Raw genomic sequence first — 24686 nt, forward strand, 5'->3', positions numbered from 1 at the left:
CGGATCAGCTCGTCAGCACCCAAAGAACAACTGCTTCTTCCGGCCCCTTGCGAGTCCAGACATGTTCGGCACTCGCATCATAATACATCGAGTCCCCTTCATGGAGCTCAAGCGGCTCATAGATCTTGCTGTGAACAACGACGGTGCCACTCAGGATCGTCATGAAAATCTCGGCGTCGGTTTTTGGCCAGACGTCATATTCCTCGACATCGCGGGCAACCACACGGGTCTTTATCGGAGTCATCCGCTTGTTTTTGAGTTCGGCACATAAAAGCTTGTTATCGCAATTGCCCGAAAGATGCGGCTTGCCTTCATTGGCACGTGTCACACTGCGACGCCCCAAAAGGGTTGGCTGCGCTTCCGGATCGGAAAGCAGGCTGACCACATCCATATCGAACCCGCGTGCTATACGCTGAATGGTCGAGATTGTCGGCGACAGTTCACCACGCTCGATCTTGGAAAAGGCGGATGCCGAAATTCCCGATGCCTTGCTGGCATCCTGCAAGGTCCAGCCGCGCCCTTTGCGCAGATGATGCAACCGCGGTCCGATTTCATCAGACTGGTTGCTTGTGACGCTTACTTGTCGTCGGTTGGCCTGAAAATCTTCCAGATCGACATTCATCCTAGCTCAATCCCTTTCGCAAACACCTTGCTTTTATTTCCGGCACTTATTGGTCTGACAACCATAAATTGCACGTGTCCAGATTCTTCTTATGACACACCATAATATACCATCTTGCACATTATGCCATATTTGACAAAAAATATACTATAGGAAATTTTTTGTCATATTGTGTTGACTTGCATCATATCGGATATATTTTGGTTTTACCGGATGCGATCGGATCCCTTGATGTTCTTCTCGCCCAATCATCATTGCACAACCGTTCGGTCCGCATCCGGTAACAACGCTAACGTCAGCGATCTGGCACCCGATAAAGCCTGACGCCGTCGTTGAAACCTTATCAGGGAAACCAGGCAACCTTCGAAGCGCCACTGCTTTGTGCGTCGCCCGGCAAAGGAGTAAAAATGACGATTCTTCGTAAAATTCGGCATGTCACCCTCGCCGCCACCATCGGCCTGAGCACCGTACTGTCTGCATCCGCCTACGCACAAACCATTGTCAAATTCGCCCATGTCGATGGCGAAGGCAATCTGCTGGACAACCCGTACTGGACCTTTACCGAGGTGTTTGACAACACCCTTCAGAACCAGTCCGGAGGCCGCTACAAACTCGAAGTTTTCCCGAATGGACAGCTTGGTGATCTTGAATCCCTTGCCGAACAGAACTCCATCGGCCTTGTCGATATGGTTGGCGGATTGAATGCAGGCCACCTTGCGGCTTATTACCCGCCGGCACAGATCCTTGAAATGCCTTATACCTTCCCGACCACCGAGGTCGCGCGCGAGGTTCTTAACGACGGCCCGTTTGGTCAAAAACTTTCGGACATGATCGCCGAAGGCAGTGGCGTTCGCATCCTCAGCTACCTGACCGGCGCGTTCCGCAACTTCTCGAACTCGGTGCGTCCGATCCGTACGCCCGAAGACATGAAGGGTCTGAAAATCCGCACCCAGACCGTTCCGCTGCATATGGAAATGGTCAAGGCCCTTGGCGCATCCCCGACCCCGATTGCATGGGCGGAACTATACAGCGCGCTTCAGACCGGTGTTGTTGATGGTCAGGAAAATGCGCCTTACACCATGCTTCTGACCAACCTTCAGGAAGTCCAGAAGTACTACACACTTGATCACCACCTGATCAACATGCCGCTGATCACGATCAATGATAAGTTCTATCAGGGCCTGAGCGCCGAAGATAAGCAGATCTTTGACAATGCCACCCGCGAAGCAACCTTTGCGATGCTTGGCATTATCGCGGCTAAGGAATCCCAGGATCTCAAGGTGATCCGTAATGCCGGTGTCGAGATTTATCAGCCGACCCCGGAAGAATTCCAGAAATTCGTTGATGCCACCAAGGGCCCCATTCGTGCCTTCATGGAAGAAAAGGTCGGTGCCGACCTGATCAACGAACTTGAAGCAGCCGTCAAAGCGGCGCAGGAATAAACAGTCAGGGCCCGGGCAGTTTCTGTCCGGGCCCAACTGTTTCCCGCTTGATTTGCGAATTGTGACCGGTCCATTCGCACGCCGTTCTGTGATTGATGTTTCCAGCGCGAAACGCAATCCGAGAGAGGACCTTCCATGCTCCAGACCCTCGACAAACTTTCGTTGTCCGTCGCCTATGTCACATCCGTCGTGGCCAGGCTGATGCTGGCATCCGTTGCCGTCGTCCTGTTCATTCAGGTTGTTTTGCGATTTGGCTTTAATTTTTCCCTGCCTTGGCCCGAAGAGGCATCGCGCTTTCTGATGGTCTGGGTGGTGATGCTGGGCGGCAGTCTGCTTGTTCGCGACGAACAACTGGTCTGCGTCGATTTCTTTGACAAGTTCTGGCCTCGCAGATGGCTTGGCTATCGTAATGCCCTGTTCCGGTTGCTGCTTGCCATCCTGCTGACCGTCCTTCTCATCAAGGGAATTGATTCGGCAATATTCGGCATGAGACGCACGTCAGCCGCCCTCAATCTTTCGTGGTTCTGGATTTATCTTTCGGTGCCGGTCGGTGCCGCGCTGATGCTGTTCCACATGGTCATTCTTGCCATTCGCGATCTGGTCAAGGGACCAGAAGCCGAGCAGGAAGCGTCCCTTCTTCGCGCAGAGCTCTGAGGAACATTATGGATTACGCACTTATCACCATGATCGGGTTGCTGCTGTTGCTGATGTTCCTTGGCAGCCCGGTAATCTTCGCCATCGGCTTTGCCGGTCTTTCCTATTTCTTCGTCAAGCCCGGCATGACCGACATGCTGCACATGTATTCCCATAAATTCTTTACCGGGATGGATGTGTTTATCTGGCTTTCGATTCCGCTCTTTATCATTGCCGGTGAAATCATGACATCGGTCGGCATGACAGAACGCCTTGTTCAGTTTTCCCGTCTTCTGGTCGGTCGCTGGCGCGGTGGTCTGGCCTATGTCAACGTGGTCGGGTCGATGATGTTTTCAGGCGTATCGGGTTCTGCCCTTGCCGATATCTCGGCCCTTGGTCCTGTCGAAATCGACATGATGAAGAAGGATGGATATCGCGCCGATTTCGCAGCCGCCGTAACGGTCAGTTCCGCCATTCAGGGGCCGATCATTCCGCCGTCCATTCCGCTGATCATCTTTTCGAGCCTGACCAACACTTCGGTTGCAGCCCTGTTCCTTGGTGGTGCCGTCCCCGGTGCGCTGATGGGGATCGCACAGATTGTCGTGATCTATTTCATCGCACGCAAAAACAACTTCCCGGCCAACCCGATCAAGGCCCTGACACTCGGTCTTGCCTTCCGCATTTTCTATAATGCGTTCTGGGCTTTGTTCATGCCGCTGATCATCATTGGCGGGATTATTTCCGGTATCTTCACTGCAACCGAGGCGGCTTCGATTGCCGTTGCCTATGCCATTGTTGTTGGTATCTGTGCCTATCGTACCCTGTCTCTTAAACAGGTCTGGGATATTCTGGATCGCGCAGTACGCACATCGGCATCGGTTTATCTGATTGTCGGCTTTGCCAGTGTCATCAGCTGGATTCTTGCGACCGAACGTGTTCCTTCCGAACTGACCGAACTGATTGCAACGCTTGATATGCAGCCATGGATGTTGCTGCTGTGCCTGAACATCTTCTTCCTGATCAATGGTCTTTGGATCGGGGATTCCGTTCAGTTGCTTTTGTTTGCGCCGCTTTTCACCCCGATTGTCGCGGCAATGGGCGTCGACCCGGTGCAGTTCGGCGTGATCATGGTCGTCAATGTCATGATCGGCCTGATGACACCGCCCTATGGATTGGGACTTTATCTTGGATCGGCCATCAGCGGACAGCCCCTTGCCGCGATCGTCCGCAAAAGTTTCCCGTTCCTGGTTTCAAACATCGTCGTGTTGCTGGTCGTGACATACATCCCGGCAGTCTCACTAACGCTGCCACGTTTGCTCGGCTTCCTCGATTAATCGCCACCACCCAAAAGATATGAGACTAAAATGACGCTCACCAAAAACGATATCAGTGGCCTTTATACCGCCATTGTCACGCCCTTCACCGAAGACAAATCTGTCGATCACAAAGCCCTTGCAGCTCTGGTCACCCGCCAGCTTGCCGCTGGTGCAACCGGTATCGTCCCGATTGGCGGCACCGGTGAATATCCGGCGCTGTCGCGTCAGGAACGCAAGGACATTGTCAAAACCTGTGTCGAAGCCGCGGGCGACGCACCGGTCATTCCGGGTGTTCTTTCCACCGGTTTCCTTGATGCTGTCGAAGCCGGCAAGGATTTCGAAGCTGTCGGTGCCGCCGGGGTCATGACTGTTACGCCCTACTATGCAGCGGGCACCCAGGACGGCATGCGCGAATATTTTGCCAACTACCGTAACGAAATCGGTGTTCCGGTTCTTCTCTATGAGATCCCGCGTCGTACCACCGTTGCCACCAAGGCCGAAACCATTCAGGCAATGGCAGAAGACGGTTCGATCATCGGCATGAAATGTTCAAACTATGACATGCCGGAATTCATCAAGACCATGAAGCTTGCCGGTGATAAAATGGCAATCCTGAGTGGCGAGGAACCGCTGTTCGCGACCCATGTGACCATGGGTGCCAAGGGTGGTGTTCTGGCTTCTGCCAACATCTATCCGGAAATCTGGATCGAGATTTTCAATCTCGCACGTGAAGGCAAACTGAACGAAGCGCTCAAGCTTCAGACCAAGCTTGATTGTGCGATTGACGCGATCTATCGCGAAACCAATCCGGGCCCGTTGAAAAAATACATGGAAATGGCCGGTCAGCCGGTTGGCGATGTCCGCCTTCCGCTGCAAAGCCCGTCCCGGGACACGATGGCAGCCCTTAAATCTGCCTTCGATGTCACATCACTTGCCAACGTCGCCTGATTTAACTTTCCAAGGACCAGCCATGATTGATCGTCTCCACCAAATCCTCGGCGATAAAGGTTTGATCACCGATCCTCAAGAAATGCGCCCTTTCTTGACCGATTGGCGCGATCGCAGGCAAGGCAATGCCGTTTGCGTTGCCCTTCCAGCCTCAGTTGAGGAGGTCTCCCTGACGATGAAAGTGGCTGCCGAGGAAGGGCAGCCGGTATTTCCCCTCGGGGGAAATACCGGTCTGTGCTATGGCGCCGTGCCTGAAAGCCCGTCGCCGAAAGACAAACCGGGCATCGTCATCAGCCTGCAACGCATGAAGCAGATCCGCGAAATCGATGTTGCCGCCAATATCGCAACTGTTGATGCCGGGGTGATTCTTGCCGAACTGCATGAAAAGGCCAAAACCCACAAACGTCAGTTCCCGCTTTATCTGGGCAGCGAAGGCAGTGCACAGATCGGCGGCCTGATTTCGACCAATGCCGGGGGCACCGGGGTTGTCAAATACGGTCCGATGCGCGATCTGGTGTGCGGAATCGAGGTTGTTCTGGCCGATGGCCGTATCCTGAGCGACCTTGAAGGGCTCAAGAAAAACAACACCGGCTACGACCTTAAACATCTGTTTATCGGGGCCGAGGGTACGCTTGGCATCGTTACCGGTGCTGCCCTTCGCCTGCATCCTGAGAACACCAATGATGCCCATGCATGGGTCTCGGTCGATTCACCGGAATCTGCGGTGCGCCTGTTTACAGAGTTTCAGGAAAAATGCGGCGCCTATGTCGAGGCCTTCGAACTGCTTTCAGGCACCGAGATCGACGCCGTTGTTCGCCATATCGACCGCGTTCACGTCCCGTTTGACACGGTTCCCGAATGGTCATTGATGATCGAGCTGACCTCAAATGACAGCTCGGTTGATCTGAATGGCGTGTTCGAGGAAATCCTTGGCGAGAACCTTGAAAACGGTTCGGTCCTTGATGCCTTTATCGCAACCAACTCCCAACAGGCCGAACAGATCTGGCATGTTCGTCATTCCGTGACCGAGGCCAACAAGCTTGAAGGCATGGGCATGGTGCATGATGTCGCCGTGCGCGTTTCCAAGGTCCCGGCATTCATCGCCAAGGCCAAGGAAGTCACCGCTGAGAAATTCCCGATGGCAACGCCGCTTCTGGTCAATCACCTTGGTGACGGCAATGTGCATTACATCCTGATGTTCCCGCATGATTACTGGAAGAGCCTGTCTGACCCGGATGCGGTTATCCATGATGTTCAGACCTGCGTTCATGACATCGCGGCAAGCTTTGGCGGAACATTCAGCGCCGAACACGGGGTTGGTCGCAAACTGACCGACGAACTCAAACGTCTTGCCGATCCGCTGCGCTATGAACTTATGAAAAGTGTGAAACAGACCTTCGACCCCGAAAACCGTATGAACCCGGGTGTCCTGTTTGAATAACCCTTTTTGATTACGGCAAAGTCCGACCTGCTTCTTCTCCCAAGCTTAAGCAGGATCGGCAAGAACGGGCGCAGCTGGTTTGCGCCCGTTTTTTTATTCTGTTCTTTCGCCCACCTTAAATCCACGACGACACACCTCCATCTGCATGGCGACCAGCCGATCTGATGGCTTGGAATGCCGGGTCATCACTTTTGCGCCCGACCGATCAAAGGGTAATCGGGCGTTTACCGCTTGGTTACCTGCCCTTGCGCGAAGATCGGGCATAACAAGCCAAGAGAGAGATGAGGCGGCCATGCAATATCAGCTTAAAATCAATGGCGAGACCCGCACCGTTGATGCCGAACCCGGCACACCGTTGCTTTGGGTTTTGCGCGACGAACTTCAATTGACCGGAACCAAATTCGGTTGCGGCGTTGCCTATTGCGGTGCCTGTACCGTGCATGTGGATGGTTACCCGACCCGTTCGTGCCAGACCTTTGTCGAAGACGCGGTTGATACTGACATCACCACCATTGAAGGCGCGACCGACAAGATCGCACAGGCCGTTCAGGAAGCCTGGCGCGAAAAAGACGTCGTGCAGTGCGGCTGGTGCCAGTCCGGTCAGATCATGTCGGCCATCGGTCTTCTGACCGAAAACCCGAACCCGACCGATGACGAGATTCGCGATTACATGAACGGCAATGCCTGCCGTTGCGTGACCTATGTCCGCATCAACGAAGCCGTCAAGCTCGCATCCCAAAAGCTGGAGGCCTAAGTCATGACAATCAATGTTTCACGTCGCGGCTTCCTTAAGGCCTCGGCTGCTGGCACCACCGCCCTTCTGGTTGGCGTGAATGCCAAGGGTGTTCTGGCCGCCGGTTCCGCTGCTGCGGCTGCGACCGATCTTAACCCGTTTGTCAAAATTGATGCCGATGGCACAGTCACCGTCATCATCAAGCATTTCGAAATGGGTCAGGGCACCACAACCGGCCTGACCACACTGGTTGCCGAAGAACTTGATGCCAACTGGGACACGGTTGCCACTGATTTCGCGCCAGCAGATAACAACCGCTATGCCAACCTGTTCTTTGGCGCACAGGGAACCGGTGGATCAACATCCATTGCCAACTCCTTCATGCAGTATCGCGAAGCCGGGGCCGCTGCGCGTGACCTTCTGGTACGTGCTGCCGCACAAAGCTGGGGTGTTGAGGCATCAACCATCACGGTTGAAAACGGCATGCTGAGCTCTGGCGGAAAATCCGGTCATTTCGGCGAGTTTGTTGCCATTGCCGCAACCCTTGAGGCTGTCGCAAAACCCGCTGTGAAAACCCCTGATCAGTTCAAACTGATCGGAAGCTCCAAACTTCATCGCAAGGACAATACCGGCAAGACCAATGGCACGGCGATGTTTGCCATGGATGTCAATCTGCCCGGCATGATCTATGCCGCCATCATGCGCAGCCCGAAATTTGGCGGTACCGTTGTCTCGTTTGATGACAGTGCTGCCAAGGAAGTCGGTGGCTTCATCGCCGCACAGGTTCTGCCAAACAAGGCTGGCGTGGTTGCCTTTGGCAAAAACACCTGGGCTGCATTCCAGGCCCGTGACGCCCTGTCGGTCGAATGGGATTTCAGTGCCGCGGAAACACGCAGCACGGACGCCATGATTGCCGATCATATTGCAATGCTTGATGCCCCGCAATTTGATGCCAATCACCAAGTTCCACTGGCATCGGTTGCGTCTGTTCTGGCGGGTGCGGCCAAGACAATTGACGCCCAGTTTACCTTCCCGTTCCTTGCCCACGCGCCACTGGAACCGGAAAACTGCACCATTGAGCCGGTCGGTGATGGCGTGCGCGTTCATGACGGCTGTCAGTTCCCGACCCTGACCCGTCCGATGGTTGCGGCAACACTTGGCCTTGATCCGGCCAAGGTTGAAATTAAAACCCTGTATGCCGGGGGCTCCTTCGGACGCCGCGCCAATGCGGCATCCGATTACAATGTCGAAGCCGCCATGGCCTTTGCCGTTTCGGGACGCAAGGTTCCGGTCAAGCTGGTCTGGAGCCGCGAAGACGATATCAAGGGCGGTTACTATCGCCCGATGTCCGCCCATCGCGCCAAGATCGGCCTTGATGGTGATGGCAAGATCATCGGATGGGACCATCGACTGGCGGTCAAATCCATTGCCAAGGGTGGGCCGTTCGAAATGATGGTCAAGGATGGCGTTGATCCGACCTCGGTCGAAGGTGTGGCCGAAAGCCTTTATCGCCTTCCCAATATGGGGATCGGTCTCAGCGACTTTACCACCCCGGTTCCGATCAACTGGTGGCGTTCGGTTGGTCATACCCATACCGGTTTTGTTATGGAAAGCCTGATGGATATGGTCGCGACCGAAACCGGTCAGGACCCGATTGAAATGCGTCTGTCCATGCTTGATCCCGCTGGCGCCAATCAGGCCCGCATGATCGAGGCCATCAAACTGGTTCGCGAGATTTCCGGCTGGAAGGCGGGCGATACGCGCGGCTTTGCTGCCCACTACTCGTTCAACACCTGTGTGGTGGTGGTTGCCGATGTCACGGTCGAAGACACAAGTGTTCATGTCAACAAACTGTTCATGGCGGTTGAATGCGGTGTTGCCGTGAACCCGGACGTGATCCGCGCGCAGATGGAAGGCGGGGCGGGCTATGCCCTTTCGGCCATCTTCCGCAACGAGGTCACTCTCACCGACGGGGAAGTCGATCAATATAACTTCCCTGATTACGAACTTCTGCGAAACATCGAAATGCCTGAAATCGAGGTCGCAATTGTTGCGTCAAACAATGCACCTACTGGCGTTGGCGAACCGGGCGTTCCCCCGACCGGTCCGGCTGTTGCCAATGCCATCTTTGCCAAAACCGGCAAGCGGATCATGGATCTTCCCATGACCAAAGCCGGTTTCGACTTCGTCTAAGGCATGACTGCCCGGGGAACCAAACATCTTCCCCCCTCCCCGGTTCTCCGGGCAGTTCCCCTTCTATGGAAAGGGCGATGTGATGAATAACCAGCTTTCCGCCATGCTCAACGCCTGGCAGGAAAACCGTGAAGGCACCGAATGGGTGTTGGGCACGGTGTACCGCACCGAAGGATCGGCCTATCGCAAGGCCGGGGCCATGATGCTGATTAACGGGCACGGACAGCAGTTCGGCCTGCTCAGTGGCGGCTGTCTGGAAGCCGACATCATCCGTAATGCCCGCAAGGCCATGCATACGGGACGCCCGGTCATGCTGACCTATGACGGCAATGACGAAGATGATCTGTCATTCAAGCTGGGCGTTGGATGTGGCGGCACGGTCTATATCATGCTGCAACCGATCACCGGGGGTAATGACCTTGGATTATCGGATCTGCACAGCGCATTGACCAGACGCGAAAGCGGTCTTTATTTCCAGAAGATCAACGCGGTCGAAGGGTATTTCCAGACCGGAACCCTGCACGCTAACCATCCGGCCCATATTGAAAATCGCCGTGACGGCGACTGGCTTGTCACGCCGATTTCACCCGAGCCCCATATTCTGGTGGTGGGTGGGGGCATTGACGCCCGCCCGGTGATCGGGATTGCCCATAATATGGGGTGGAAAACCACACTGGTTGATCCGCGTCCGGCCAATGCACGACCCGAACATTTCCCGCAAGCGGGCACAATCCTGCGCACTATTGATCGCGATCTTGCCCGTTATGTTGCGAAGCAACGTGTCGACGCCGTCATCCTGATGGCACATAGTGTTGGCATTGACGCCAATGCGCTGGCCATTTTGCACGATGCACCAATCAAGCATCTTTCGGCCCTTGGCCCGCGCCACCGGTTCGAAGATGTACTCGAGCGTGCCGGGATCAGCCGCAATGATCTGGGTTTTGATATATCCAGTCCGGCCGGGCTTGATATCGGCGGACAATTGCCCGAAAGCATCGCACTTTCGATGCTCTCAGGCATCCATCATGCCCTGTTCAAACAGCGCGCCGCACCGGCAATGGCACAGGCTGCGGAATAGTCTGACCCTGTCATGAGCATGCACACAGATCACACCACACCCAAACTTGCGGCCCTTGTTCTGGCTGCGGGCGAAAGTGCGCGCTTTGGCGGGCGTAAACAACTTGCCGATATCAATGGCATGCCAATGATCCGCCATACGCTTGATCGCGTTGCAGCCTTGCCCGGTATCGAATGCTTTGTCGTTCTGGGTGCCTTTGCCGATGAAATCTGCCCGATCATCGGATCGGATGCCAGTATCGTCGAGAACGATGACTGGGCGTCGGGCATGGGAAGTTCGATTGCTGCGGGCATGACCGCGATCCTGAAACAGGACAGATTTGACGGGGTCCTGATTGCCCTATGCGATCAGATCGAACTTGCCACGACTGACTATGCCAAACTGATCGGGACCTTTGACGGCAACGATATCATTGCCACCCGTCACCCCGATGGTTTGGGCGTTCCGGCCGTCTTTCCAAGGGCCACATTTGACACGCTTGCCGCACTTTCGGGACCAGTTGGTGCGCGTAAAATCCTGAACGGCCCCGCTCATCACGGGATCGGCATTGATTTGCCCAATGCCCGGTTTGATATCGACACCAAAGACGATCTGAAAGCAGTCCTGAAACACCCTGCCTGAACAGGCATGCCTGCAGGTCTTGCCATTTCCGGCTGACCTGCGGGTGGAATTGCGGCATGGTATTCATGCCTGCCGATAACGAGATGACGTGAATGAAAGCAACCGCCAACATCATGGTCCTTCTGGTCGAGGACAATATGGATATCGCCGCAACCGTCAGTGACTATCTGACGATTGAAGGGGTCGAGTGCGACCATGCCTATGACGGCGAAACCGCATTCAAAATGGCTTTGACCGGGGAATATGACGTCATTGTTCTTGATCTGATGCTGCCGTTCCGCGACGGGATCAGTGTGTGCAAGGCGCTTCGTGACGAAGGGGTGGACACCCCCGTCCTGATGCTGACCGCACGCGATACGCTTGATGACAAGATCGAAGGGTTTCATGCCGGTGCAGATGATTATCTGGTCAAGCCGTTTGCGCTGGAAGAACTTTTGCTGCGCACCCGGGTTCTGTCACGCCGTCGCAGCGGTGAAGTCAAACGGTTCGCGCTTGGCGATCTCAGCATCGATTTTGAGAACCGCTCGGTTGTGCGTGCAGGCAAAAATATCAGTGTGTCGCCAACAGGTTGGACGATCCTTGAAGTTCTGGCGCAAAACAGCCCGCGCGTAGTAACCCGGTCACGCCTGTCGATGGCGCTGTGGCAGGGTGATCCGCCCGATACCAATGCGCTTAAAACGCATCTTTACAAATTGCGCCATCGGATCGACAAACCGTTCGAACAAAATCTGATTCACACCATTCCGGGCCAGGGCGTGGCCCTTCGCGAGTAACTGTTATGTCGTCAACCTGCTGTGCCCCAAAGACCCGATCCTTCTCGCGCTTTGTGCGCAATTACGTGTTGCTGGGTCTGGTCATCACGCTGGTTCTTTATACCGTCGTCGTGAATTTCTACATGCTTTATGGCAAGTGGATGGTGGCATCATTTCAGCTTCAGGTCATCGCCGAGCAATATGAAGACCAGCTTGCCAAGATACCCGACGCGCCGCTTCCAAACGGGTTCAATATCCAGACCTTTGACCGTTTTGACGAATTGCCTGCACAATTACGTGCGCTTGCATCTCCTGATGATCTGGAACCGGGCGAGCTTTTCTATGTCAATACCGACAAATATGCCGAGAACGAAGATCCGGAAAACCCGGTCTTTCTTGTGTTCCCCTATGCGCTGAAAGACGGTCGCGAAATCCTGATTTTGCAGACCTATCACGCTGGCGATGAAGACAACGTCTATTTCGTGCGCCTGCATAAACTGGCCTTGCTGTCGATCCCGTTTGCGATTGCCATTGTGGCGATCTTTGCCTGGTTCCTGTGGGTTATCGGCAAACGGCTGACCAAACCGTCCGAGGATTTGCAAAGCTGGGCCAACAGCCTGACCGCTGATCGTTTGGGTGATCCCATCCCCGATTTCGGGTTTGAAGAACTCAATGACGTGGCCCATGAACTTCATCGATCCGTTGACCAGATCGACAAGTTCGTTGCCCGCGAACGGGAATTCCTGCGTCAGGCCAGCCATGAATTGCGCACCCCGGTCACCATTGTTTCGGGCAATGTGGAACTTCTGGAAAAAAGCCCGCTTAACGAAACCCAGTCGCGCGTGATGTCACGCATCAAACGTGCGAACCGCAACATGCAGCAATTGCTTGAAACCCTTTTGTGGCTGGGTCGTGAAAACGCGCCGCTCGGTGAAACCGAACATATCCATCTTTCAAGCTTCATCGAACAGGAAATCAGCGATCTTTCCTATCTGACCGATGGCAAGCATGTCAGTTGCACCTTTGTCCCTGACAGCACGGAAACAGAAATCGCAACGTCGCGCGCAGCTTTGATGATCGTTGTCTCCAACCTGATCCGCAATGCGTTCCAGCACACACCCAAAGGTCAGGTCACCATCACGCTGACCGGGACGGAACTGCGTGTCGAAAACACCATTTCGACCTGCAATGGTCAATGCACCACCCCGCAGGGCGAAGGCATCGGCTTGCAACTGGTCAAGCGGATTTGCCAGCGGCTTGACTGGCACTGCACGCCAACGCATCTGCCCAATGGCGGCATGTCGGTCAGCTTCGATCCCGGTGCCAGAACCCTGATCAAACCCGCCCCGGCACTGGTGAAAAGCCAGGTCATATTGCAATCTTGATTGTGGTATCGAAAAAACCGCGACAAGGGTGCAGCCATCGCCTATCGTGATTGCATCATGGCATTTACCATTCGACAGCTTCAATATTTCGTCGCCGTTGCCGAACAGGGAACTGTATCGGGGGCGGCGCATATTCTGTCGATTTCCCAGTCGGCGGTGACCGAGGCCATCAAGGAACTTGAAGCCGATCTTGGTGTGACGCTTTTTGATCGTCATTCACGGGGGCTGAACATCACCCATAACGGCCATCAGTTCCTGCGTCATGCCACCACCATTCTTGCCAATGTCTCGGACGCCAAACAGGCCTTTGAAGATACCGCCAAGGCCGAACAGGGCGAATTGCATCTTGGCGTGACCTCGCTTGTTGCCGGTTATGTCCTGTCTGACATTCTTGCGCGCTATCGCCGCGCCTATCCGCATGTGACCGTCAGTGCGATCGAAGATAACGGCGATTATCTGGAACATCTTCTGATCGGAGGCGAAATTGATGCCGCCGTCATGGTGATTTCCAACTTGCGCGACCGGCTTGCCCTGCAATCGGAAATTCTTGAAGTCTCGCCTTATCGCCTGTGGTTGCCGCTTGGCCATCGGCTGGCAACCGCGCAAAGCATCACCCTTGACGATGTCACCTCCGAACCGCTGATCATGCTGACCGTTGACGAGATCGAGGAAGCAACCGGCAAGCTTCTTGGCGCCCTTGGCACGCGTCCGCGCGTGGCCTTTCGCACCCGTTCGGTCGAAGCTGTCAGAAGCCTTGTCGCAACGGGGGCCGGTTTGTCATTGCTGCCCGATCTGGTTTATCGCCCCTGGTCACTCGAAGGTGACCGGATCGAAAGCCGCGATGTATCCGGAACCCTTCCAATGGTTCAGGTTGGTGTCGTCTGGCGCAAAGGATCACCGCTTTCACAGGCAGCACGTGACTTCATCGGGCTTGCCCAGGCCCACCGCGCAACACGCCTGCGTTAAAGCACATTGCCTTAGGTCATCCAATCGCCGTGTCACCATACGCCTCAGAACGATATCGGAAAAACCGATAACGTGTTTCTGATAAATGAAATTGTGAATGCTCAGGATCAGCGTACCCTTGGCTGCGGGAAATAAAAGTCACACGAATTGACGCCCTGCAACTGGGAGACATCACAATGAAATCGTTACTGAAATCGGGCACGTCCGTGATGGTCGTGCTTGCCCTGGCGGCAAGTCAGGCCGCCGCAGCCGACATGATGACCGCACTTGGCACCCCCGAAGGCAATGTAAATATCGTTGCATGGCCGGGCTATATCGAACGCGGTGAAACCGACGCCAACTTTGACTGGGTGACCTCGTTTGAGAAAGAAACCGGATGTAAGGTGAATGTGAAATCCGCCAACACATCCGATGAAATGGTTGCCCTGATGAACGAGGGCGGTTTTGACCTTGTCACCGCCTCGGGCGATGCGTCGCTGCGCATGATTGCCGGCAAACGTGTTCAGCCGATCAATACCGACCTTATTCCAAGCTGGAACAGTGTTGATGACCGCCTGAAAAGTGCCCCCTGGCACACGGTCAATGGCGTGCATTACGGCACCCCCTATCAGTGGGGTCCGAACGTTCTGATGTATAATACCGAGGCCTTCAAGGAAGCGCCGAAAAGCTGGGATGTCGTTTTCAAGGAAATGACCCTTGCCGATGGCAAATCCAACAAGGGCCGTGTTCAGGCCTATGACGGCCCGATCCATATTGCCGATGCGGCACAATATCTGATGGCGCATAACCCGGAACTCGGCATTAAAAGCCCCTATGAGCTGAATGCCGATCAATATGCCGCCGCCCTTGATCTTCTGCGCGGACAGCGTGAACTGGTTTCACGTTACTGGCACGATGCCTTCATCCAGATGGATGATTTCAAGAACGAAGGTGTGGTTGCATCGGGTTCCTGGCCGTTCCAGGTCAACCTTCTGAAATCCGAAGGCCTTCCGATTGCATCGACCATCCCCGAAGAAGGTGTGACCGGCTGGGCCGATACCACCATGCTTCACGCCGATGCTGAAAACCCGACCTGCGCCTATCTCTGGATGGAACATTCCCTGTCGCCCAAAGTTCAGGGCGACCTTGCCGCCTGGTTTGGCTCCAACCCGGCTGTTCCCGCCGCATGTAAGGGCAATGCCCTTTTGGGTGACGAAGGTTGCGCAACCAATGGCTTTGACGATTTCGACCGTGTCAGCTTCTGGCAGACCCCGGTTTCGAAATGCGAAAGTCAGGGTGAATGCGTGCCCTATTACCGTTGGGTATCTGACTATATCGGTGTGATCGGCGGTCGCTAGGACCAGCCATGTGACCGGGACCGGCTTTGGTCATCGGGTGTCTCGTACACCCGGCACCTGATGCCTTGCCTGATGTGATGATGTCTTGCGGCAAAACCGGGGGGCAAGCCGCGAATGGCACGTCATGTCCCGGTCACAAGTCACCCGATTGTACGCCACCCGCCACCTTCCCTTGCTACCCGAAGCCCGCCCCGCGCGAGCGGGCTTCAAACAACTGGTTTACCCATGACGAATGCAGTTTCCTTTTCCAGTGTTTCACGTCATTTCGGCACTGTCCGTGCTGTTGATGATGTGGACCTGTCGATTGCCGAGGGCGAGTTTTTCGCCATGCTCGGCCCGTCAGGATCGGGCAAGACCACCTGCCTGCGCCTGATTGCCGGCTTTGAGCAACCGACAAGCGGTCATATCGAGATTTTCGGCACCAAGGTCGAAAACGTTCCGCCCTATCGGCGCAACGTAAATACCGTGTTTCAGGATTACGCCCTGTTCCCGCATATGAACATCATCGACAATGTGGCCTATGGCCTGATGATCCAGGGCATGGGCAAGGCCGAACGCCACAAAGCCGCCAACGAGGCCCTCGAACTTGTGGCCCTTCCGGGGTATGGCGACCGCAGACCCGGTCAGCTTTCCGGCGGTCAGCGCCAGCGCGTTGCGCTTGCGCGCGCATTGGTCAACAAGCCCAAGGTGTTGCTGCTTGATGAACCGCTGGGCGCGCTTGACCTTAAATTGCGCGAACAGATGCAGGAAGAACTTAAAACCCTGCAACGCAAGCTTGGCATCACCTTTGTCTTTGTTACCCATGATCAGGGCGAAGCGCTTTCGATGGCGGATCGGGTGGCTGTCTTTAATGACGGTAAAATCCAGCAGGTCGGAAGCCCGCAAGATATCTATCAGCGTCCGCAAAGCCGCTTTGTCGCTGATTTCGTCGGTTCATCCAATGTCCTTGAGCCGGGCTTTGTCAAACAGCTGACCGGCAAAAATGCCTATGCCAGCCTGCGCCCCGAGGCTGTGCGTATCGTTCAATCCGACGGTCATGCCGCAACCGTCACCGGAAGCAGCTATCTGGGTGGCACCACCCGGGTTGGTCTGGCCCTTGGCAATATGCGGATCAATGCCCTGATCCCGGCCGATCAGAATGTTCCCGAAAACGGTGCATCGGTTCAGATCAGCTGGCAGGAAAACGAACTGCATTTGATGGAGGATGCCCAATGACGGCCGCCTCATCCGTCACCCAAACGGCTCAAAGCAGCGCCATTTTGCCCGGTCAGGGCGGATGGACCGGATCGCTGTCTGACAAGTTCTGGCGCAATCCCAAACTGCTTTTGATCCTGATGCTGACCCCGCCTGCTTTGTGGCTTGGCATAATCTATCTCGGATCGCTGTTTGCGTTACTGGCGCAAAGTTTCTTTTCCATTGATGAATTTTCGGGGATGGTTCAATACGAACTGACGCTGAAAACCTATGGCGAGCTGTTCCGTCCGGCCAATCTCGACATCATCATTCGCACCGTTTCGATGGCCGCCATCGTTACGGTTGCTGCGGCCTGTGTGGCATTTCCGATTGCCTATTTTGCCGCCCGTTATGCACGCGGCAAATGGAAGGCACTGTTTTACATCGGTGTGATGCTGCCGCTTTGGTCGAGCTATCTGGTCAAGGTCTATGCCTGGAAACTGATCCTGGCCAAGGAAGGCATTCTGACCTGGATTTTCGCCAAGCTGCATCTGACCTGGCTGCTTGAAGCCTGGCTTGCGATCCCGATCATTGGCGGTTATTCCCTGTCGGTCAGCTATACCGGAACTTTCCTTGTATTCCTTTATGTCTGGCTGCCTTTCATGGTGCTGCCCGTGCAGGCCGCCCTTGAACGTGTCCCGGGAAGCTATATCGAGGCATCGGGTGACCTTGGTGCCACACCGGGTCAGACATTCCGCCATGTAATTTTCCCGCTGGCCTTGCCGGGCATTGTCGCGGGGTCGATCTTTACCTTCTCACTGACCCTTGGTGATTACATCATTCCGCAAATCGTCGGGTCATCGCGCCTGTTTATCGGTCAGGCTGTTTATGCCCAGCAAGGCACGGCGGGCAATATTCCGCTGGCTGCGGCCTTTACGGTCGTGCCGATTGTCATCATGGGCTTCTATCTTTGGGGCGCAAAACGCATGGGGGCCTTCGATGCGATCTGATGGAAAGCAACGCGCACCCTTTGCGCTGAAAGCCGCCGCCGGGCTTGGTCTTGCCTTTATGCACCTGCCCATTGCGCTGATCTTTGTCTATGCCTTCACGACCGAGGACAAATCATACCAGTGGCCGCCGCCCGGTTTCACCATGAAGTGGCTGGAAGTCACTTGGAACCGTCCGGATGTCTGGGATGCCTTGAAACTGTCGTTACAGGTCGCAACCATCTCGACCGTGATTGCCATGGTTTTGGGAACGCTGTGCGCAGCCGCCGTATCACGGACCAAATTCTTTGGCCGGGAAACCATTTCGCTTCTGGTGATCCTGCCGATTGCATTGCCCGGCATCATTACCGGTATTGCGCTTCGGTCAGCCTTCAGCATTGCCGACATTCCGTTCTCGATCTGGACGATCATTCTGGGTCACGCGACCTTCTGTGTTGTTGTTGTCTATAACAATGCGGTCGCGCGTTTCAGACGCACATCGGGATCACTGGTTGAGGCGTCAATGGATCTGGGTGCCAACAGTTTCCAGACATTCCGTCATGTCATTCTGCCCAATATCGGCACCGCCCTTCTGGCGGGTGGCATGCTGGCCTTTGCCCTGTCCTTTGACGAGGTGATCGTCACGACCTTTACCGCAGGCCAGCAATCGACCCTGCCGATCTGGATGCTTGAAGAACTTGTCCGACCGCGCCAGCGACCGGTCACCAATGTGGTGGCGATGGTTGTGGTTCTGGTCACGGTCCTGCCGATCCTTGCGGCCTATTACCTGACGCGTGATGGCGATCAGGTGGCCGGATCCGGGAAATGAACAACGCGATAATGATACAAACGGGAGAACTTATTATGGATACCAAGATGCTGATCGGCAGCAGCCTTGAAATGGGCGTCGAAGCCGAAGAAAACATCATCAATCCGAAAACCGGCGAAACCATCATGATGCTGCCCGAAGCATCAATGGAACAGATCGACCGGGCCGTGAATGCCGCAGAACATGCATTCAAATCCTGGTCGCGCACCACACCGTCAGAACGGTCGGGTTATCTTCTGAAAATAGCCGACCGGATCGAGGCCGAAGCCGAAGAATTCGTCAAACTGGAATCCCTGAACTGCGGCAAACCGATCAATGCGGTGCGCGATGACGAAATTCCCGCCATTGTCGATTGCTATCGCTTCTTTGCCGGTGCTGTACGCTGTATGCAGGGCTCGCTTGCCGGTGAATATATGCCCGGACACACTTCGATGATCCGCCGCGATCCGATTGGTGTGGTTGGTTCCATCGCGCCCTGGAACTATCCGATGATGATGATGGCCTGGAAACTCGCCCCGGCGATTGCCGGGGGTAACACGGTTGTCTTCAAGCCGTCTGAACAAACACCGCTGACCGCCCTTAAACTGGCAACCATTCTGGCCGATATCCTGCCCGAAGGTGTGGTGAATATCGTGCTGGGTCGCGGGGCCACCGTGGGCAATGCCCTGATCAACCATCCCAAGGTCGATATGATTTCGATCACCGGTGATGTCGCAACCGGCAAAAAGGTTCTTCAGGCTGCGGCCAAATCGGTCAAGCGCACCCATCTGGAACTGGGCGGCAAGGCACCCGTCATTGTCTTTGATGATGCCGATGTGGATGCGGTTGTCGAAGGGTTGCGCGCCTTTAGCTACTATAACGCCGGTCAGGATTGCACGGCAGCGTGTCGCATTTATGCAGGCCCGAAAATCCATGACAAGCTGGTGGCGGATTTGTCATCAGCGGTTTCAAGCATTGCCTATGCCCGTGCTGATGACAGCGAAAACGAAATCGGCCCGCTGATTTCCGAACGCCAGCGTGACCGCGTGGCAAGCTTCGTCGCCCGCGCATCCGAGCAGAAACACATCGAAATCACCACCGGCGGCAAACTGCATGACGGGCCGGGCTTCTTCTATCAGCCGACCGTGATTGCCGGTGCCCTTCAATCTGATGAAATCGTGCGCCGCGAGGTTTTCGGGCCGGTGGCGTCCATCACCCGCTTTACCGATGTCGACGAGGCCGTCGCTTGGGCCAATGATTCCGATTATGGTCTGGCATCATCTATCTGGACCAAGGATATCTCGCGCGCCATGCAAACAAGTGCCCGCCTGCGTTATGGCTGCACATGGATCAACACCCACTTCATGCTGGTCAATGAAATGCCCCATGGTGGTTTGAAACAATCCGGCTATGGCAAGGACATGTCACACTACGCACTCGAAGACTACACCGCTGCCCGTCACATCATGATCGCGCACGGTTAGTCACAACCACCAATCATCAGACAAAAAGGGCAGTATATTTGCTGCCCTTTTTTATTTGTGTGACTTATGGCCGAAACAGCTTTGCGGCGGGATGTTCGAACGTTACCCGCCCGTCTTTCATGCCCCAAACCGGGCGGCTGATTTCGGAAACCACCTGTGCGCGACTTTGGGCGGGCAGGATGATGAAGCTTGCCGCTTCGCCCACTGCGATCTTGGTGGACCGGCCCAGAAGTTTGGCCGGGGCATCGGCGATCATGGCAAAGCAGTTTTCAAGTTCGGCTTGCGTCGAAAGCTGACAGACATTGGCATAAAGGTTCGCCATGCGCGACAGCGAACAATCCCCATAAGGCGTGAACGGATTAAGCACATTGTTGGTCGCAATTGTGCAGCAAACGCCATGATGGGCAATCTTGTGCGCTGGGGCCACGCCGCGCGGAACGCTATGATCATGATCGCGCCCGGTCAGGAAAAGGTCGGTTGCCGGAAGCACGGTTAATCCAATCCCGGCATCGCGCATGATTGCGATTGTATCTTCAAGTTCTGCTTTCGGCAGGACCGAAAGCTTGGTCACATGACCAATCATCACCCGCCCTTGCCAGCCAAAGGCAATCGACTGGCGGGCGACTTCGTCAAGATGGCGCCACGAACCGTCCAGATCGAAATCAAGATGGAAATCAAGATCGACATCATATTGGCGCGCCATTTCAAACAGACGCAGGATCTGACCATTCGGGTCCGTATCCATATAGGGACAGCCACCCAAAAGATCGGCACCGTTTTCAAGGGCCTCGCGCAGGAGTTCTTCTGTGCCTGCATAGTTGAACAGGCCTTCCTGCGGGAAGACGCAAATCTCGATATCCATTGCCCAGGCGTAATCTTCCTTCAGGCATTTAACCGCATTAAATCCCGCAAGACCGATGCCCGGATCAATCTCCACATGGGTGCGGATGGCGTTGGTTCCCTCGGTGATCGCCTTTTCAATCACGCGTGCGCCGCGACGATAGATGTCATCTTCGGTAAAGCCGCTTTTGGCATTGGCAACCGCGCTTATTGCCCCGGCAAGGGTCCCGGTTTCATTCTTGGCCCGATCAAGAATACAAGCCTTGTCCAGATGCAGATGACTTTCGACAAAGCCGCAACTGATCAGCTGGCCGCTGGCATCAAAGCCCGGTGCCTCGGTTGAAATGGCCTTTGCGATCTCAACAATTTTCCCGCCCTTTACGGCGATATCAACAAGTCCGTTCTCGCCATGCAGGCAGGCGTTCCTCACCAGATAATCAAGCATTTGCAACGGCTTCCTTTTCTTGATTTTTATCGCCCTGTTCGCTGCCACCAAGATAGGCCGCAATCAGGCGTTCATCCTGTCGCAAATCGGCCGCAACGCCCTCGGCAACCACCTGCCCCTGTTCCAGGACATAGGCGTAATCGGCAACGGCCAGCGCCATGGTCGCCATCTGATCGACCAGAAGGATCGTTACCCCGTCATCGCGAAGCTCGCCCAGAATGGCATAAAGTTCTTCGGTCATGGCGGGTGCCAGACCAAGGGACGGCTCATCAAGCAACAAGGCCTTTGGCTTGGCCACCAGACCGCGCGCGATTGCCATCATCTGCTGTTCGCCGCCCGACAGGAGCCCGGCCGGACTGTTGATACGGTCCCGCAAACGCGGGAAACGTTTCAGGATGGCTTCCAGTTCGTCATGACTGACCGGTTTGGGTTGCTTATAGGCCCCCAGTTCGATGTTTTCGCGCACCGTCAGTTCCGGGAAGACCTGCCGTCCTTCGGGGACAAGGATCAGTCCCTGTTCAACAATCTGGTGCGGGGCAAGCGCGTGGATATATTCGTTATTGAGAACGATCTGCCCCTTCACTGGCCGGAGCAACCCGGCAAGAGCCGTCAGGAAGGTTGATTTGCCAGCCCCATTGGCACCAAGCAGGGCAACCATTTCTCCCTGCCGGACCTTGAGATCAACCGAATGCAGAACCGGGGCCGCGCCATATCCCGCCGTCAAACGCAGGGTTTCAATGACGGGTGATTCACCCGCCTCGAACGGCACCGGACGCGGGCGGGCTTTCATTTTGCCATCCCCCAGATAGGCGGCAATGACTTGCGGATCATTCTGGACCGCCTGCGGACTGCCAAAGATGATCGGGGTTCCAGCATCGACCGCCAAAATCTGGTCGGAAATGCCCATGACCATTTCCATGTCATGTTCGACCAGAACCACCGTGATTCCGGCATCGGCCAACTGACGCAGCAATTTTGACAACGCCACCTTATCGGCATGCATCAAACCGGCGGCCGGTTCATCAAGCAACAACACACCGGGCTTGGTCGCAAGCGAGCGCGCAATTTCGACCAGACGGCGATCCACATGCGGCAAGTCACCGGCACGGGCATCGATATCGCCCTGATATCCGCAAAACGCCAAAAGTCCCGCCGCATGATTGCGGTTTTCATCCGATGCAATGGCGCTGAACGGCTTGCCAAAACGCCCGACCGGAATCCCGGCAATCACGTTATCGACAACCGACATGTTTTCAAAAAGCCTGGTTGCCTGATAGGTGCGTGCAATTCCGTTGCGCGCGGCAAAGTCGGTCGGCTTTCCGGCGATGTCCTGATTGCCGATCCGAACGGCCCCCTCGGTTGGTTTGTAGAAGCCGCTGATGATGTTCAAAAGCGTGGTCTTGCCTGCCCCGTTCGGGCCAATGATCGACGTCACCTGTCCCGGTTTGGCGGTAAAGGATACGGAATTCACCGCCTTCACCCCGCCAAAGGCGATGGAGATATCATCAACCACCAGTCCGTCTGACTTGCCATAGGCCTTAAGCCCGGCTTCGATTTCGGCGGCGGGGATTGCATTGACCGTGCGTTTTTTAAGCGGGATGAAACGTTCAACCACACCAACAATACCGCGTGGCGCGATCAGCAGAACCACGATCAGAAGTGCCCCGAAAATCAGCAAACGATATTCGGCAAAATCGGCCAGAATTTCGGGCAACATCACCGAAACGGTCGCGCCAACCAGCGGCCCCAGAACCGTGCCAGCACCGCCCAGAATGACCGCAAACAGATACAGGATCGACTGGCTGAACGGGAAGTTCGACGGGGCAATGAACATCATAAGCGGTGCAAACAGCGCACCGGCAAGGCCCGCCATGGCCGCGGCAATCGCAAAGCCCGACGCCTTGACCGCAAAGGCATTATAACCCAGCGAACTGGCCGCAATTTCGGCATCGCGCATCGACGTCATCGCCATGCCCCAGCCGCTTGTCGCCAGACGACGGAATGCCAGCAACGCAACCCCGCCCAGAACCACACACAGCATCACCAGATCGGTTTCGCTAAACATATAGCCAAACAGTTCGGGCATGGGAAAACCCATCAATCCGTTCTGCCCGCCGGTGAGTGATCGCCATTCAATCGCGCCATGCTCGACAATAAAGGCAAAGGCAATGGTCACCATGGCAAGGAACGGCCCGGCCATCCTTGCAGCCGAAAGCGCCAGCACACAGCCAGCAACACCGGCAATCAAGGTTGCTGCAACCAGCGACAGCCAGAAATTGACCCCGGCAAGGGTCAGGATCGCACTGGCATAAGCGCCAATGGCAAAGAAGCCGACCTGACCGAGTGACACAAGTCCGGTCAGACCATAAAGAACGTTCAGTCCCACACACAGAACCGTGGTGATGGCAACAAGGCCGATGATGAACTGGGTATAGCCACCCGTGATCGAAACACCGATCAATCCGCCAAGGACGGCAAGGACAATCACGCTATCAAGGGCGACAGGTTTATCAAGCCTGGGCATTGGATTTTTGAACTTCATATCGCGCTTCATCATCAGACCTTCTTGATCGCTGCACGGCCAAACAGGCCGCTTGGTTTGATGGTCAGAACCGCAATCACAAGTGCGAATACGACAATGAAGGTATAGGACGATCCGAGATAGGTGGTCACACCGGCCTCGACCAGACCATAGATAAAGCCCGCCAGCATCACGCTATAGGCCGACGTCATCCCGCCCAGAATGGCAACCGCAAAGGCCTTAAGCCCAAACAGCGTGCCCATATCCGAATGCACGGAAAACAGCGGCGCGATCAAAAGACCGGCACAGCCCGCAAGCATCGACGAAATGGCAAAGGAACCCGTGACCATCACCGTGGTGTTGATCCCCATCAGCTTTGCCGCCTGAAGGTTCTGAACGACTGCCAAAAGCGCACGCCCCTGACGGGTATGACGGAACAGCGCATGAAGGGCCAGGGCAACAGCGATGGCTGCAATCGGGATCAGGATCTGTTGCGGATAGACACCCGTGCCAAAGATGTTCCAGCTTTCGCCAACAAGGGCGGAAGGCAGGGTGCGCGGTTCATTGCCAAAGGTGAAAAGCACCGCGTTATCAAGCAAAATGCCGCCTGCAACGGTTGCCATCAGCCAGGCTTCGGAATTGCGAACGGCAAAGGGACGGACAAGGAAGAATTCGACAAGAATACCGGCAAGACCACAGCACAGGATCGCCAACGGATAACCGACAATGACAGGCAAACCGTATCGTTCACAAAAAACAAAACCCAACACCGCCCCAAGCATCACCATCGACCCTTGGGCAAAATTGACTTTCGAAGACACGGAATAGGTGATCTGAAAACCGAGCGCGATCAGACCGTACATACTGCCCAGTCCAATCCCGGTAATCAGGGCTGCGATTAATAATGTCATTGCCAGTCGCCTGTTTATGTCGCGCCCGAAAGCGCATCATTCAAAAAGGAA

21 protein-coding genes are annotated in these 24686 nt (G+C 55.3%); 17 read left to right on the top strand and 4 right to left on the bottom strand.

Features of this window, described 5'->3' with window-relative positions; genetic code table 11:
* Positions 1-4: 4 nt before the first annotated feature.
* Positions 5-622 (bottom strand): helix-turn-helix domain-containing protein, encoded by a 618-nt coding sequence (locus tag ACTU44_RS19615; RefSeq protein ID WP_114098185.1) that lies wholly within the window; start codon positions 620-622, stop codon positions 5-7.
* A gap of 407 nt (positions 623-1029) precedes the next feature.
* Between ACTU44_RS19615 and ACTU44_RS19620 the strand changes: the two genes are divergently transcribed.
* The 17 genes from ACTU44_RS19620 (at position 1030) to ACTU44_RS19700 (ending at position 19918) form a co-directional block, all read left to right on the top strand.
* Positions 1030-2064: a TRAP transporter substrate-binding protein gene (locus ACTU44_RS19620; protein ID WP_462096165.1), complete on the top strand. Its 1035-nt coding sequence runs from the start codon at positions 1030-1032 to the stop codon at positions 2062-2064.
* A 135-nt stretch (positions 2065-2199) separates the two neighbouring features.
* A complete protein-coding gene (locus ACTU44_RS19625; protein ID WP_114098183.1) occupies positions 2200-2718 on the top strand; it encodes a TRAP transporter small permease in 519 nt (172 codons plus the stop codon).
* Positions 2719-2726: 8 nt separating this feature from the next.
* A complete protein-coding gene (locus tag ACTU44_RS19630) occupies positions 2727-4031 on the top strand; it encodes a TRAP transporter large permease (RefSeq protein ID WP_462096166.1) in 1305 nt (434 codons plus the stop codon).
* Between the two features lie 30 nt (positions 4032-4061).
* Positions 4062-4961: a 4-hydroxy-tetrahydrodipicolinate synthase gene (gene dapA / locus ACTU44_RS19635; protein ID WP_114098180.1), complete on the top strand. Its 900-nt coding sequence runs from the start codon at positions 4062-4064 to the stop codon at positions 4959-4961.
* 82 nt (positions 4962-5043) lie between these two features.
* A complete protein-coding gene (locus ACTU44_RS19640; RefSeq protein WP_462097442.1) occupies positions 5044-6402 on the top strand; it encodes an FAD-binding oxidoreductase in 1359 nt (452 codons plus the stop codon).
* Positions 6403-6694: 292 nt separating this feature from the next.
* Positions 6695-7156 carry a (2Fe-2S)-binding protein gene (locus tag ACTU44_RS19645; protein WP_114098178.1) on the top strand — a complete coding sequence of 154 codons (462 nt, stop codon included), beginning with the start codon at positions 6695-6697 and terminating at the stop codon, positions 7154-7156.
* 3 nt (positions 7157-7159) lie between these two features.
* The gene (locus tag ACTU44_RS19650; RefSeq protein ID WP_462096167.1) at positions 7160-9328 is read left to right on the top strand and encodes a xanthine dehydrogenase family protein molybdopterin-binding subunit; all 2169 of its coding nucleotides are present in this window, start codon (positions 7160-7162) and stop codon (positions 9326-9328) included.
* Between the two features lie 82 nt (positions 9329-9410).
* Positions 9411-10406, top strand: a complete 996-nt coding sequence (locus ACTU44_RS19655; protein ID WP_462096168.1) for an XdhC family protein — start codon at positions 9411-9413, stop codon at positions 10404-10406.
* A 12-nt stretch (positions 10407-10418) separates the two neighbouring features.
* Complete coding sequence (locus tag ACTU44_RS19660; RefSeq protein ID WP_462096169.1) at positions 10419-11027, top strand: nucleotidyltransferase family protein; 609 nt, start codon at positions 10419-10421, stop codon at positions 11025-11027.
* Positions 11028-11119: 92 nt separating this feature from the next.
* On the top strand, positions 11120-11800 hold the full coding sequence (locus ACTU44_RS19665) for a response regulator transcription factor (RefSeq protein WP_114098174.1): 681 nt from the start codon (positions 11120-11122) through the stop codon (positions 11798-11800).
* Between the two features lie 5 nt (positions 11801-11805).
* Complete coding sequence (locus ACTU44_RS19670; protein ID WP_462096170.1) at positions 11806-13164, top strand: sensor histidine kinase; 1359 nt, start codon at positions 11806-11808, stop codon at positions 13162-13164.
* Positions 13165-14130, top strand: a complete 966-nt coding sequence (locus ACTU44_RS19675) for a LysR family transcriptional regulator (RefSeq protein WP_462096171.1) — start codon at positions 13165-13167, stop codon at positions 14128-14130.
* Positions 14131-14306: 176 nt separating this feature from the next.
* The gene (locus ACTU44_RS19680) at positions 14307-15467 is read left to right on the top strand and encodes an ABC transporter substrate-binding protein (protein ID WP_114098172.1); all 1161 of its coding nucleotides are present in this window, start codon (positions 14307-14309) and stop codon (positions 15465-15467) included.
* A gap of 225 nt (positions 15468-15692) precedes the next feature.
* Complete coding sequence (locus ACTU44_RS19685; protein ID WP_462096172.1) at positions 15693-16682, top strand: ABC transporter ATP-binding protein; 990 nt, start codon at positions 15693-15695, stop codon at positions 16680-16682.
* Positions 16679-17650 carry an ABC transporter permease gene (locus tag ACTU44_RS19690; protein ID WP_336083866.1) on the top strand — a complete coding sequence of 324 codons (972 nt, stop codon included), beginning with the start codon at positions 16679-16681 and terminating at the stop codon, positions 17648-17650. Before ACTU44_RS19685 ends, ACTU44_RS19690 begins: the two co-directional genes overlap by 4 nt.
* The gene (locus ACTU44_RS19695; protein ID WP_336083868.1) at positions 17640-18455 is read left to right on the top strand and encodes an ABC transporter permease; all 816 of its coding nucleotides are present in this window, start codon (positions 17640-17642) and stop codon (positions 18453-18455) included. The genes ACTU44_RS19690 and ACTU44_RS19695 overlap by 11 nt, the downstream gene beginning before the upstream one ends.
* 35 nt (positions 18456-18490) lie before the next feature.
* Positions 18491-19918, top strand: coding sequence for a gamma-aminobutyraldehyde dehydrogenase (locus ACTU44_RS19700; RefSeq protein ID WP_114098168.1), 1428 nt, complete (start codon positions 18491-18493; stop codon positions 19916-19918).
* A gap of 64 nt (positions 19919-19982) precedes the next feature.
* Here the strand turns inward: ACTU44_RS19700 and ACTU44_RS19705 are convergent, their stop codons facing one another.
* Genes ACTU44_RS19705 through ACTU44_RS19715 form a run of 3 tightly spaced genes read right to left on the bottom strand, consistent with a single transcriptional unit; the run spans position 19983 to position 24635 of the window.
* Positions 19983-21203 carry an amidohydrolase family protein gene (locus tag ACTU44_RS19705; protein ID WP_462096173.1) on the bottom strand — a complete coding sequence of 407 codons (1221 nt, stop codon included), beginning with the start codon at positions 21201-21203 and terminating at the stop codon, positions 19983-19985.
* Positions 21196-23760 carry a branched-chain amino acid ABC transporter ATP-binding protein/permease gene (locus ACTU44_RS19710; protein WP_462096174.1) on the bottom strand — a complete coding sequence of 855 codons (2565 nt, stop codon included), beginning with the start codon at positions 23758-23760 and terminating at the stop codon, positions 21196-21198. The genes ACTU44_RS19705 and ACTU44_RS19710 overlap by 8 nt, the downstream gene beginning before the upstream one ends.
* Entirely contained in the window at positions 23760-24635 is an 876-nt protein-coding gene (locus ACTU44_RS19715) for a branched-chain amino acid ABC transporter permease (RefSeq protein WP_114098165.1), read from the bottom strand. The genes ACTU44_RS19710 and ACTU44_RS19715 overlap by 1 nt, the downstream gene beginning before the upstream one ends.
* Positions 24636-24686 lie beyond the last annotated feature (51 nt).

Source organism: Thalassospira sp. SM2505 (assembly GCF_054901115.1).